The organism is Tenacibaculum sp. MAR_2009_124, from assembly GCF_900105455.1.
In the GTDB taxonomy this organism is placed as follows: Bacteria; Bacteroidota; Bacteroidia; order Flavobacteriales; family Flavobacteriaceae; genus Polaribacter.
On record NZ_FNSF01000003.1, the window covers coordinates 95,097 to 108,348 of the forward strand.

A 13,252-nucleotide genomic window follows, 5' to 3' on the forward strand; every position below is an offset into this window, starting at 1 on the left:
TTTTATTGTTAAACAATAAAAGCTAATGGTTTTGGTGATTAAAATTTCCGAAATAAACCATATTGATATCAAGGCTGGTATTTCCTAGTGTAGAGCCATCATGAAAACAATTGTCTGTTGGAGCAATATAGTACTGATATCGACCTTGTTTAATCTTAATAACAGGGTAATTAGGATAGTACTTAAAAAAACATTCAGCTACATTGTAAACGTTTAATTTACTCGTATCCATTTTCTTCTTAAGCATATTATGAACTTGAATCATTGATAAATTCACATACACAAAATGTCTCGCTTCGGCTCCTAAATTGATACAAATTCTATTACCAAACTTATAGGTTGTATGCAACTTCATAAACTTTGTACCATCATTGTGAAGCCCCATGTACTTGCGTTCCTCTACAGTGAAATTTTCTGGTAATCTACTGATATCACATGCCACCATTTCAAGATTTGGCAGATTCGTTGTGATACAGTTTAAATGAAAAGGTTTAGAATTTGAGATAGAGTTTAAAAATTTATTTAATTCTTCATTCAATTTTTCTGTAACCTCTTGATTTTTGGCAAAACTCTCAATAACATCTTCTCTAGTTTTGCAATGACTAAAATCAATTCTCTTAAGATGTTTTTTTACACTTTCAGGGAGCTCTCCTAGGTAAATATTATTATGATCCTTTAGTTTTGCTTGAGGATGTAAACACTGTTTTTCATTTTTACTCAACATTTTCCAATCTCTCTTCGGAATATAAGCTTCATCAATATAAAGTGGCAAAAAGGAACCTCCTCCATAAGTTATCTTCGACCCTCTATGCTCCGAATGATGGACTACTCCTGAATTTATTTGTATGTTTTCAAAAATATTTGGAAGATTACTATGAATTCCAATACCTTTTTTAATTGCTGTTATACTCACCTTTTCTTTTTTAAGTTTATTAATATTGAAAATTCCCAAAATACACGATACAAACATCTAAGTGTTGAGTACCTAAAGTAGAGCCATCGTGAAAACAATTATCTGTTGGGGCTATGTAGTACTGATAGGGTTTTTGTTCAACCCTTATTACTGGATAATCCGAGAAATGTCGAAAGAAATACTTTGGAATATTCGAAATTGAAACCTGTTTTATTTCTTCTGAGCTCAACTTTTCTCTCAGCATAGCATAGGCTTCCTTTAAAGCCAAATTCACGAACAAAAAATACCTCGAATCCTTTCCTAAGTTAATACTTATTCTGTTTCCAAATTCGTGAGCAGTATCTATTGTCATTACTTGAGTTCCATCATTATGAATTCCAAGAAATTTTTTATCTGATTGTTGATACCCATCGGGAAGCATTGTTGTATTACAGGCTACTAATTCCACATTTGGATAGTTAACTCCCATACAATGAAAATTGAACTTTTTGTTATTCGAAATTGGCTCCAAAAATTGATCGAGCAGCTCGGTTACCTGTTGAACATCTTCGGGGTTACTGCCTAGTTTTGAAAAAACCTCTTCTCTATTGACACTTTCGTCTAATTTTAATCGCTGAAAACAAACTTTCAAATTTTCAGGAATTACTCCGAGATATATTGTATTAAAGTCAGTTCTGTTTTCATCAAACTTTAATAGTTTTAATTCCTTATCTGTTAAACTACGCCAATCTCTTTTAGTAACGTAAGCATCGTCTACAAACTCTGGTATAAACTTTTCTTCTAAGTAGTTCACTAGAGCAGCTTTTTGATTGCTATGGTGTACTGTTCCTGAATTAATCTTTAAAGCCGTTTCACCTTCAGTAAGTGTATTATGAATCATTAATTGCCTTTTCATTTCCATGGATAAATTTTTTAAATTAGTATTGGAATTTCCCGAAGTATATCATCACAACATCCAAATTTTTCATACCATAAGTTGAGCCATCATGGAAACAATGATCCGTAGGAGCAATATAATATTGATAAGGTTTTTGCGGTATTCTTATGACGGGATAATCAGGAAAATGCTTAAAAAACAACTCTGAAATATTTACTAAATTTATTTTTTCTTTTGCTATATTTTTCTCTTTTCGAAGCATGTTGTATGCCTGTGTTAAAGACAAGTTTACAAATAAAAAGTAGCGAGTTTCCGCTCCTAAATTAATAGTAAAACGATTTCCAGATTTATAAGAACCATGAACTGTTGTTGGTTCCGCCCCGTCATTATGAATCCCCATGTACTTTTTATCTTCCTCAGTATATCCTTCGGGTAAAACAGTAGTGTCACAAGCCACCATATCAATATTTGGTAAATTAGCCCCTATAAAATGAAAATGAAATGGTAAATTGTTTGCAAAATCCATCAAATAGCGCTGCATATAACTACTCAATTTCATCGTCAATTCTTGATGCTGCTTCATTTTCCCAAGCACATCATCAGGATACAATGATTCTGCAAACTTTAATTCTTCAAAAACACCCTTTAACTCTCCTGGAAGATCTCCAAAATAAATAGTATTGTAGTAATTTCGCTCTTCACTAGGCTTCGGTTTTAGAACTTCAATTTCTTTAGCTAACAGTTTTCTCCAGTTCCTTTTTGCCACATAAGCTTTATCTTCATAATTCGGAACAAAATTCCAATCCAGATAACTGACACTACTTTTCTCTTGATTTAAATGATGTGTTGTTCCTGAATTTATTCTAATATCATTAAACACATTGTCTATGGTACTGTGAAGTCGTATTCCCTTCCTTATTTCCATTTTTTTAGTTCTTTCTATGCGGTAGTTGATCAAATACCCCTGTATATACTATTGTGACATCAATTTCTTTTCTTCCATACGTTGAAGCGTCATGAAAAAAATTGTCGGTTGGAGCAATATAAAACTGATATGGTTTGATTTCCATTTTTATTACTGGATAGTTGGGAAAGTGTTTAAAGAATACACTAGTAATATTATTTGGGGTTAGTTTTATTTTACTCAAATCTGTTTTCTGTCCTATAAGATTATAAACCTGTATTAGCGTTAAATTTGTAAACAATAGAGTTCTCGTTTCTTTACTTAAATTAATTGATATTCTATTCCCTGATTTATATGCAGAATGGATTTTAAATGGCCTACTTTGATCAATGTGTAAACCTATATAGATAAAATTGTTTTCTATATAATGACACGTAATTGTTTCTCTATTAGGCATTGCTCTTGTTATCCGATGAAATTTGTAATCGTTACTGGAAGAGAAGTCTCCTAGAAAACTATCTAATTCTTCGTTTATATTTTTAACTAAATTTTTATTTTTTTCAAAAGTGGGATATACATCATCAGGATGTTTACATTTTTCGAGTCCTAAATCATAAAATAACCCTTTAATATTTTGAGGTATTTCTCCCAAGTACAAGCTTTTACTATAGTTCGTAAACTTTTCATCCTGTTTAACTAGTAATCGAAGCTCTTGTTTAGTTAAGTTTCTCCAATCTTGATTGGGCACAAACGAGTCTGCATCATATTCCAACCCATTAAGTGAATCTACAGCCCTTACACCGGTATCATTTATACTTAATTGTCCATATACAGGAATTTTATCACCATAAACGCTAATCCCTTTAATCAGTTTCATGCGATTACCTCTTTTTTAAATGAACTTAGTTTTTTCTGAGTTTCTGTAGTTATCTTCAAATCATTATTTCGACTGAAACCTTTTATAATATTCTCATATTTTAAAATATCGACATCCAATTGTTTAATCGTATTTTCAGGTAGCGAATCCAGAATATCATTTTGAATAAAAGAGATAAGTCTTACCATGTCTTTACAATACATTGTAGGATTATCAAAACCGTTTTCATTGGAATATCTATGCCCTAAAAATCCACCTCCACATATATCGTACACTGGACAATTTAAGCATTGCTCGCACACATTGTCATGCGCACTATAATACACTTGAAATGTATCGTTTTCGAAAAGATCTTCTAATTTATTCGAATGAATATTGATTTCGTTCCTTGTTATCCCTTCAAAACAAGCTCTAAGTGAATCTACAACCTCTATACTACCATCGGTTTCTAAAACAAGAACCCCATTGGTTCTTCTTCCAATAAGTTGATTCCCCAAGCCTTCTTCTCCCATTACCATTTTTATCAACGATTCAAAAAAGTATATACTAGGCCTATCTTTATCATATTTCCATATTTTATAAAGTTCTATAAACCAATTCGCATAAGGTGTGTAATCCGCTTCATCAAATCTATTTTCATCAAGTCCAAAAGGAGCCTGATCATAATGACCATCAGGAAGTAGTAAGTTTAATCTTTCAACGCCTAGTTTTTTCATCTCAGAATACAACTCTTCAATAGGAATATGAATATTAACTACCAATAGCAATCCCATTAAGTTATATTTTTTACCAAGCTTAACGGCTTCGACAACCTTATCATATGAACCTTTTCCATTATGAAAAACACGATACTCATCATGATACTTCTTTGGTCCGTCGATGCTTATACCTACGGAAATATCATTTTTTTGAAGTAGTTTATACCATTTTTCATCTAAAGTAACACCATTGGTTTGTACGGTAAAATTATACTCTAAATTAGGCGCTGTTTCTTTAAAAATTGCGATGCAATCCTCAAAATAATCAGGTTGCAATAACAAGGGTTCTCCTCCATGAAATACAATTTGAACATATTCAATAGTTGCCTTTTTACAATAGTCTCTCAGTTTTTCTGCAAAGATTTTCACTGTGTCTAGAGACATAAATTTTGGTTGATTCATATACGTTGAATCTCCCATATTGTACATATAGCAATAAGAACAATTTAAATTACATCTGCTTGCTATTTTTAAAACAAAAGAAGATACTTTATACATAAGCAAAATAATATTGGTTTTCAAGTTTTAAGAAAACTAGATAACCTTTAAAAAGGATACCTAGTTAACATCTTATTGTTTGTTTTCAAATCATATTAATGTATTTGAAATCCAAACAATATTAAAGTGCTGCTTGTAAAAATGTATCATGCTTATCGTAAGCAGACATTCTTTTTGCAGTTCCTCTCACTGCAACAACAGCACATGAACCAGGACCTCTTTTTCCAAAGATTGCTTTGTAAAGATCTAATTTGTCGTCGTTAAAGTCTTCTAAAGTTTTGTTTAAAACTTCTTTTTCCTTTGAACTCGAAGCGATTTTAGATTTTTTTTTCATGATTAAAAATTTAAATTGATAAATATTGCCATCAGTTAGGACATGGCATTCGCCCTTCATTTTATAGTAAAATGAAAACTTTTAAATAAGTTCCACGATTTACAATCGTCTTTGAATATCGCTATTCCCCGTATCTCTATAGCGTTGATCTTTTACTGTTGATTTCCCGAAACTGTAACGCAGTGCCAAGGCTACACTTTGAGTATCATGATAATTGGTGTCTTTTATATTAATATCACCTAGTCGTATATTATATCTGTCCTTATTACTTTTAAAAATATCTCTAGCGGACAAGGATATATTTAAATCGCCCAAACTCTTCCTTAATACTAATTCCGTTTCAAGTCTATTACCTATCTCGGTATTAACGATCGTAACTGGAAATGTGTTTTTTGCAAATACGGTAAGTGACAAATTTTTGGCTTTTGATAAAACGAAACGTTGATTCATAGAAACATTAAACAATAGAGTTTTACTATCAATTCCTATATCATTTTCAGCGTAACTTCCTTTAGTTTGGATATGCCCTAATAAAGAAGAAGAATTCATACTCCACCAAGGTTTTAATTTGGTTGATAACGAGCTGCTCATGAAATAAGCATATTTATTTCCATAATTTATTTTTCTATTTACAATAACCCCTTCCTCAGAATTAAAAGGGAGCGCATAAAACTCATCGAATAACTGGCTTGCTCCTATTTGAGTAGTTAGTCTAATTTTACCATAACTCTGAGTGTAATTAAATTCCTGTCGGTAATATTTTGATGGATTTAAAAACGGGTTTCCTTCGAAATAGGTTTTATCAGTTGTATACTCTCTGAAAGGATTTACATCCCAAAAACTTGGGCGAGTTATCCTACTAGATACGGATAACACATAACTTTCTTTCTTATTTGGCGCAAATCGAACAAAGGAAGTAGGGAATACATTTAAATAATTTCGATCAACCACTTTGTTTCCTTCAAGCCGTCCTGTAGCAATGGTGTTTTCGAACCTACTACCTATTTGGTATGACCATTTAGAATTTAATTCATGATCAATTACCGCATAAAAAGCGCTAATGTTTTCATCATACTCGAAACTATTACTTCTTAATGGATCATTTTCCCAGCTTAAATAATCTATTGTTCTATTCTCAAATTTTACATCATTATAATTTTCCGAAAGTGAAAATTTAACACCAGTTTCCAAAGTTAATTTCTCGTTAAGTGGAAATGTAAAATCTAACTTTATAGTTTTATTCGAGACCGTTTGAAACGCAGAGTTTCTAAACCAATCTCTTGTATAGAGAGTATTTGCAGGGTTGGTTTGGGACAATACATTTGTTTTACTCATTCCATTATTATCAGAGCTAAACTTTAAAAAATCAACATTAACGGATAAATGTTCTCCGCCGTCACCTAACTTTCCTTCGTAATTAAAATTAATAGAATAATTATGATTTCTTTGATTGTCATTATTATCGGTAATTGTAAGTGAGTCACTGAGCATGTAAGAATCTATGCCTTGTGCTTCTCTTTTTTGTTTATCATCCGAACCAGTATACTCAAAAAGCAGTCCTACTACATGATTCTTTCCCATTTCATAATCCACTCCAAAACTGGCTCCAGAATACAATGCTTTTGTTTTATTTTCTCTATCAATAAACCTTGTCATAATTCCGTTAGAAATATCTTCGGCATAAAAGATATCCTTCTCAAAAGATGTTTCCCTTTCTCTATTACTCAGATAGGTTGTTGAATAGAAATTCCATTTCGATTCACGATAATTTAAATAAACACTTCCTGCTTCTGAAAACACGCGAGTTTTCCTTGCACTTAAACCCGCATTACCAACAAGCCCCTCTTGCTTATTTTTCTTAATTATAATATTTAATATACCAGCACCTCCCTCTGCTTCAAACCTGCTAGATGGTGTTGTAATAACTTCAATTGCTTCAAGATTATCTGATGGAATACTTTTTAAATAATTCATTAAAACAACTCCTGAAAGCCTTTTCTTTCTATTATTAATATATACTACGGCTCCCTGCGTTCCAGCAATTTCAATTTTTCCATTTTCCGTCGTTGAAACGAAAGGTGTTTTATTTATTACTTCCCATAAACTACTTCCAATAACTAAATCGGAATTAGTTAAATTAAATCTTAATCTATCGGTTTTCCGTTCAATGATACTTTTATTTGCTGAAATCTCAACATTCGATAATCTATTATCTTCCTTGAATCTGAGATTTAGCTGTTCATTCTGGGTTAACTTCAATTGAATGATTGAATCTTTAAACGATACGTGGTTAAATTGAATAGTATAATTCCCTCGTTTCAGCCCTTCTAGTTTATAACGGCCTGAACTATTAGTTACTGCTCCTTTAAGAAGAAGAGTATCTTTTATTACACTAATAAAAACGTCAGGAATAGGAGTGGAATTATCATCAATAACTTCGCCTTCAATTAAAAATTGGGCGAATATCTCTTTCCCACCAAAAATGGTTAAGATTAGGGTTAGTAGTAGTTTTCTCATTCGGTTTTCATATCAAGTAAAATCGCACTCTCTTGAGTATTACCGAAAATAAACTATACCTAGCCCACACCAAAATTCTATAATCAATACTAGCAACAACTAGCTCCGATTATATACTTCAATAAATGTTATGGATAAGCACTTTTTTCTGGGGGACTCAAAAGAAAGTAGCGCAACTTTACTACGTTTTCTCCGTGTCTAACTTACAACAAATTAACTATAAGACCTAAGATTAATTTAAAAAATTACCTTAAAAAATAACAATATCATATTTTATATATGCAATAACTACAAAAAACACATTACAAAATCCTTTTTACATTCCCTTAAATTACAGACAGTTAGAAGAATTAAGGCTGCTATGATATTACAGTAAGTACTCTACTCTGTATGTCAGGAATAACATGTTTTTCGAACCAAGGGTTTTTACTTAACCAAAACCTATTTCTTGGCGAAGGGTGAGGCAAAACCAAATATTTAGGCAAGTAATCCTTATAGTTATTAACCGTTTCTGTTAACGTCTTTTTAGCCTTGTTTTTAAGATAGTAGTTTTGAGCATACATTCCTATTAGTAGTATTAGCTCCACATTCGGCATTCTTTCAAGTAAAGGTTCATGCCATTTTGGAGCACATTCTTTTCGAGGAGGCAAGTCTCCTGATTTACCCTTTCCAGGATAACAAAACCCCATAGGTACAATTCCAAAATTTTCAGTATTATAAAAATCCTCGTTAGAAACATTTAACCATTTCCTTAATTGTTTACCACTCGCATCATCCCAAGGTATTCCAGATGCATGAACTTTTGTTCCTGGAGCCTGACCTACAATTAATATTTTGGAATTTTCGTTTGCAAAAACCACGGGTCTAGGATTGATATGCTGAATACAGATTTTACAGCTCCTTATTTCTGCCAGAAGTTTTTTCATAAAATAAAGCTAATAAAAAAACACTCGTCTTATCCTAAAACGAGTGTTTTTCTTCAAAATCTTTTTTTAATTTCTTTAGTGATTGATTGCGTATCCCGCGCCTTTACCAAATTCAGCTAAAATTAATGATACATTTTTGAAAAGATTTTGAATCCCCTTAAGTAGTTTTTTTCCCATTTTATTTATATTAAAATTCCCAATTACAAATTTAGCACATAAACACCTGAAAACCACCATGTTTTGTGCTATTTTGTATTTTCGGAAGGGAATTCTATATAAATGGTGTTATATAGACTATAACGAAGCTGAAAAATCGAATAATTGGTCTAAAAACCACTATAAAATCTCAGTAAAACCTTCGAAAGCAAGGTAATAAGGCTTGTTTTTAAACACTGGAAGCTCAGTGCTTTCCGAATTTGCTATTCCAATTTTAGTAAACCAAACTTTAGCATTTTGTTTTTTTGCATGTTCCTTAAAAGTTTCCATCCAAAGCACATCATATTCCTCAGTCGTTTGAATGTTATTCGTAACTTTTACTAAAACAAAAATAGTCGGCTCTCCTTTTTTGAATAAAACGAATTGAGGATGTTTTTTTAAAGTACTATTAATGGCAACAAACTCATAGCCCATTTTTTGTAGTTCTTTACCCGCAATATTCATTCCCAAGTTATGCAATTCTTGCTCAGTAAGTACTTCCATTATTTCCTTTTCTTATTGCGTTTGTTAAAGTTTTTATCTCCTCTTGTTTTAGGTTTTTTATACTTTTTAGCAATCTCCCTACGATACGATCCTCCAAGATTTACCTTTTTGTTTTTTGCTTTTTTCTCATGAAAAGATTCACCAGATACATATTCTTGAGAAGTTCTATTTGTAGATTGTTCTCTATCTTCTTTGGGACGTTCTTCATCCGTCAATTGACTTGATATATCAACCCCCTCAGGAATAGTCAGTAAAGGAATATCAACTTTCATCAATTCCTCAATATTTTTCTTTGCTTCTTGCTCTTTCTCAGTCGCCAACAAAATTGACTTTCCTTTTTTATCAGCCCTACCAGTTCTACCAATTCGATGCATGTAGTTTTCAGGATACTGTGTGGGATTGAAATTAATTACATGTGAAATTTCATTTAAATCTAACCCTCTCGCAATAACATCGGTTGCTAATAAAATTCTATGGTTTCCGTTATTAAACTGCTCAATTGATCGTAAGCGATAGTTTTGAGTTTTATTTGAATGAATCACACAAACCTGACCAGGAAATTCATCTTCAATTAGATCAAAAATTAAATTGGCATTTCTTTTATTCGGAGCAAAAATCAATACTTTACTAAATTCGGACTTGTCAAATAACAAATTATTTAACAGGTTCATTTTTGTGTAAAAATTTGGTACGTTATACGCTACTTGATCAATATTTTCTAGTGGTGTACCGCTAACGGCTATTGCTATCTTTTTAGGCGATATAAAATAGTCATCGATCAAATATTCCACATCAACCGTCATCGTAGCAGAAAACATAATGTTTTGTCTTTTCTGAGGTAATAAATCGAAGATGTTTAATAACTGGAATCTAAATCCTAAATCCAGCATTACATCAACTTCATCAATTACTAACTTTTGAATTGACTTCAATTTCAAAACATTACTCAATGCCAAATCATACAAACGTCCTGGAGTGGCTACCAAAATATCTGAGCCTTGCATCACAGCTTCTTTATGTCGATTTAAATTCACTCCTCCATATACGCCTACTACACGTAAAGTCATGTATTTAGCCAATTTCTCAATCTCATCGACAACCTGTACCACCAATTCTCTTGTAGGCACTAAAATTAACACTCTGGGATGTTGTTGCTTGGAGAACTTTAAGTCTCTAAGAGTAGGCAAGAGATAGGCAAACGTTTTTCCTGTACCTGTTTGAGCAATTCCAACCATATCCTTCCCCGATCTTACTACAGGAAAAGCCTGTTGCTGAATCGGTGTTGGATTCACTAATTCGAGCTCTTCAATTGCATTACGCAAAGCATTCGATAAATCTAAATCTTGAAAAGAAACCATTCAAATAAAAATTTACGCAAAGGTACGCTTTCTATTTCTTAGTAAGATAAAGTTTCTGCCTTATGATGATAGTTTATATGCTTTATTTACAATACCTACATATAAAAACGTAGTTCTACAATTAAAGCATTTATATTTTCTACTAGAAATTATCAATCGCTGAAATGCAGACCTCCTTTCTCTTCTAACATGTTTAGAATGACAATTTGGACAATTCATATTTATTAGTTTTTACCCCCACTAAACTAGTAACCTGAATTAATTTAACGAACACATAGTGCGAGTCATTTAATATAATTCAGATTTAAATACTTTGACCTATTTATTAGTTTGGCTTCATATTTCACGGAATTCAAATTACTTATAACACTATTATCAAAACGTTCCTAAATCCTTAAGTTTATGTTATATTATTTAGAAATTAAATTTAAGGTAATAAAAAAACCGGCACATTTTAATGTACCGGTTTTTAATATTATTTGATAAGATTTTATCCTCCGAAATCATCGAAACGAATATTTTCATCTGGAATACCAAAATCTTCTCCCATTTTTTGAACTGCTTTATTCATTAATGGTGGTCCACAGAAGTATAACTCAATATCTTCTGGTGAATCGTGTTTACTTAAGTAATTATCGATTACACAATTATGAACAAATCCAACAAAACCATCACCTTCAGCTTCCATGCTATCTTTAACTTTCCAATTATCTTCTGGTAAAGGCTCAGATAAAGCAATATGAAACTTAAAGTTAGGGAAGTTTTTCTCTAAATCATAAAAATGATCTAAATAGAATAACTCACGTTTAGAACGACCACCGTACCAATATGATACTGTACGCCCAGTTTTTAATGTTTTAAATAAGTGGTATAAATGAGAACGCATTGGTGCCATTCCAGCTCCTCCACCTACATATAACATTTCAGCATCAGACTCATTAATAAAGAACTCACCATATGGTCCTGAAATAGTTACTTTATCTCCAATTTTTCTTGAGAAAACGTAAGAAGAAGCAACTCCTGGATTTACATCCATCCAACCACCCTTAGCTCTATCAAAAGGAGGTGTTGCAATACGAACGTTTAACATGATTTCTCTTCCTTCAGCTGGAAAAGAAGCCATAGAGTATGCTCTTTCCACGACCTCAGGGTTTTTCATTACTAAAGGCCATAATTTAAACTTATCCCATTCTTCTTGGAATTTGTCTGGTGTATCATGTTCTTCAGGGTGCGCTGTGATATCCATGTCTGAGAATTTCACCTCGCATTCAGGAATTTCAATTTGAATATATCCTCCTGCTTTATATCCCATGTCTTCAGGAATTTCTACTACGAATTCCTTAATAAAAGATGCTACGTTATAATTACGAACAACCGTTGCTTCCCATTTCTTAATTCCAAAAATTTCCTCTGGGATAGAAATATCCATGTCTTGTTTAACTTTAACTTGACATGCTAAACGAATACCGTGTTGTAATTCTTTACGTGTAAAATGAGGAGTTTCCGTTGGTAAAGCTTCTCCTCCACCAGTATTTACGTGACACTCACACTGTACACAAGATCCACCACCTCCACAGGCAGATGGTAAAAAAATCTTTTCATTACCTAACGTAGATAACAATGTACCTCCCGAAGCAACTTCTATTGTTTTGTCACCATTAATTGTAATTTTTACTGGTCCTGATGGTGCTAATTTTTGCTTTACAAATAATAATAACCCTACTAAAACTAATACAATTACTAAGAATGCTACTACAGTTACAGCTACTGTACCTCCAGTATTTACTTCTAAAAATATCATTATTCTGTAATTTTTTTAGTGTTATCAGCTAATTTAGCTTCGGCTTCTTTCTTCGCTTTTTCTAAATCTTCTTTAATAATTTCAGCTTTTGGAGCCTCTTCTTTCTTCGCTTCTTCATCACCTCCTGTTAACATTCCTCCGAAACTCATAAATCCAATTGCCATTAATCCAGTTGTAATAAAGGTTATCCCTAAACCTCTTAAGGCTGGAGGGACTTGAGAATAACGAATTTTCTCGCGAATTGCAGCAATTGCAAGAATTGCTAAAAACCATCCAATACCTGAACCAATTCCATAAACAAGAGAAAGTCCTAGTGTAGGTATTTCTCTAGATTGCATGAATAATGATCCTCCTAAAATCGCACAATTTACCGCGATAAGTGGTAAGAAAATTCCTAAAGAGTTATATAATGCTGGTGCAAATTTCTCAACAATAATTTCTACCAATTGTACCATGGTTGCAATCGTTGCAATAAACATGATAAATGACAAGAAACTTAAATCGTAGTCAGCATATTCAGCTCCTAACCAACTTAACGCTCCAGGTTGTAATATATATTGATCTAACAACCAGTTTATAGGTACTGTAACCGCCAAAACGAAAATTACAGCGGCTCCTAAACCTACAGCTGTAGATACTTTTTTAGATACTGCAAGGTACGAACACATCCCCAAGAAGGTTGCGAATACCATGTTATCTATAAATATCGACTTGAAAAATAATTCTAAATGTTCCATATTTTTTTCAGTTATCAGTGCTCAGTTATTAATTATCAGTTTTTCAATTATAA

12 protein-coding genes are annotated in these 13,252 nt (G+C 32.4%); all 12 read right to left on the reverse strand.

The genetic code is table 11. From position 1 onward, the window contains the following. Positions 1-22: 22 nt before the first annotated feature. Complete coding sequence (locus BLW23_RS10435) at positions 23-913, reverse strand: hypothetical protein (RefSeq protein WP_255362780.1); 891 nt, start codon at positions 911-913, stop codon at positions 23-25. Positions 914-932: 19 nt separating this feature from the next. After that, a complete protein-coding gene (locus BLW23_RS10440) occupies positions 933-1,814 on the reverse strand; it encodes a hypothetical protein (protein ID WP_093669564.1) in 882 nt (293 codons plus the stop codon). Positions 1,815-1,830: 16 nt separating this feature from the next. Continuing rightward, positions 1,831-2,715, reverse strand: a complete 885-nt coding sequence (locus BLW23_RS10445) for a hypothetical protein (protein WP_093669566.1) — start codon at positions 2,713-2,715, stop codon at positions 1,831-1,833. A gap of 4 nt (positions 2,716-2,719) precedes the next feature. Then, the gene (locus BLW23_RS10450; RefSeq protein ID WP_093669568.1) at positions 2,720-3,571 is read right to left on the reverse strand and encodes a hypothetical protein; all 852 of its coding nucleotides are present in this window, start codon (positions 3,569-3,571) and stop codon (positions 2,720-2,722) included. Continuing rightward, complete coding sequence (locus BLW23_RS10455) at positions 3,568-4,827, reverse strand: radical SAM protein (RefSeq protein WP_093669570.1); 1,260 nt, start codon at positions 4,825-4,827, stop codon at positions 3,568-3,570. The genes BLW23_RS10450 and BLW23_RS10455 overlap by 4 nt, the downstream gene beginning before the upstream one ends. 121 nt (positions 4,828-4,948) lie before the next feature. Then, positions 4,949-5,161 (reverse strand): hypothetical protein, encoded by a 213-nt coding sequence (locus tag BLW23_RS10460; RefSeq protein WP_093669572.1) that lies wholly within the window; start codon positions 5,159-5,161, stop codon positions 4,949-4,951. A 99-nt stretch (positions 5,162-5,260) separates the two neighbouring features. After that, complete coding sequence (locus BLW23_RS10465; RefSeq protein WP_093669574.1) at positions 5,261-7,678, reverse strand: outer membrane beta-barrel family protein; 2,418 nt, start codon at positions 7,676-7,678, stop codon at positions 5,261-5,263. A 359-nt stretch (positions 7,679-8,037) separates the two neighbouring features. After that, complete coding sequence (locus BLW23_RS10470) at positions 8,038-8,604, reverse strand: uracil-DNA glycosylase family protein (protein WP_093669576.1); 567 nt, start codon at positions 8,602-8,604, stop codon at positions 8,038-8,040. A 336-nt stretch (positions 8,605-8,940) separates the two neighbouring features. Beyond that, complete coding sequence (locus tag BLW23_RS10475; protein ID WP_093669578.1) at positions 8,941-9,303, reverse strand: Na(+)-translocating NADH-quinone reductase subunit F; 363 nt, start codon at positions 9,301-9,303, stop codon at positions 8,941-8,943. After that, positions 9,303-10,661, reverse strand: a complete 1,359-nt coding sequence (locus BLW23_RS10480) for a DEAD/DEAH box helicase (protein ID WP_093669580.1) — start codon at positions 10,659-10,661, stop codon at positions 9,303-9,305. Before BLW23_RS10480 ends, BLW23_RS10475 begins: the two co-directional genes overlap by 1 nt. 490 nt (positions 10,662-11,151) lie before the next feature. Next, entirely contained in the window at positions 11,152-12,462 is a 1,311-nt protein-coding gene (gene nqrF, locus BLW23_RS10485) for an NADH:ubiquinone reductase (Na(+)-transporting) subunit F (protein ID WP_093669582.1), read from the reverse strand. Beyond that, the gene (gene nqrE, locus BLW23_RS10490) at positions 12,462-13,199 is read right to left on the reverse strand and encodes an NADH:ubiquinone reductase (Na(+)-transporting) subunit E (RefSeq protein WP_093669584.1); all 738 of its coding nucleotides are present in this window, start codon (positions 13,197-13,199) and stop codon (positions 12,462-12,464) included. Before nqrE ends, nqrF begins: the two co-directional genes overlap by 1 nt. Between the last annotated feature and the right edge of the window lie 53 nt (positions 13,200-13,252).

Coding starts and splice junctions, on each gene's coding strand:
- BLW23_RS10440 (WP_093669564.1), bottom strand. CDS start 1,814: ATGGAAATGAAAAGGCAATTAATGATTCATAATACACTTACTGAAGGT.
- BLW23_RS10445 (WP_093669566.1), bottom strand. CDS start 2,715: ATGGAAATAAGGAAGGGAATACGACTTCACAGTACCATAGACAATGTG.
- BLW23_RS10450 (WP_093669568.1), bottom strand. CDS start 3,571: ATGAAACTGATTAAAGGGATTAGCGTTTATGGTGATAAAATTCCTGTA.
- BLW23_RS10455 (WP_093669570.1), bottom strand. CDS start 4,827: ATGTATAAAGTATCTTCTTTTGTTTTAAAAATAGCAAGCAGATGTAAT.
- BLW23_RS10460 (WP_093669572.1), bottom strand. CDS start 5,161: ATGAAAAAAAAATCTAAAATCGCTTCGAGTTCAAAGGAAAAAGAAGTT.
- BLW23_RS10465 (WP_093669574.1), bottom strand. CDS start 7,678: ATGAGAAAACTACTACTAACCCTAATCTTAACCATTTTTGGTGGGAAA.
- BLW23_RS10470 (WP_093669576.1), bottom strand. CDS start 8,604: ATGAAAAAACTTCTGGCAGAAATAAGGAGCTGTAAAATCTGTATTCAG.
- BLW23_RS10475 (WP_093669578.1), bottom strand. CDS start 9,303: ATGGAAGTACTTACTGAGCAAGAATTGCATAACTTGGGAATGAATATT.
- BLW23_RS10480 (WP_093669580.1), bottom strand. CDS start 10,661: ATGGTTTCTTTTCAAGATTTAGATTTATCGAATGCTTTGCGTAATGCA.
- nqrF (WP_093669582.1), bottom strand. CDS start 12,462: ATGATATTTTTAGAAGTAAATACTGGAGGTACAGTAGCTGTAACTGTA.
- nqrE (WP_093669584.1), bottom strand. CDS start 13,199: ATGGAACATTTAGAATTATTTTTCAAGTCGATATTTATAGATAACATG.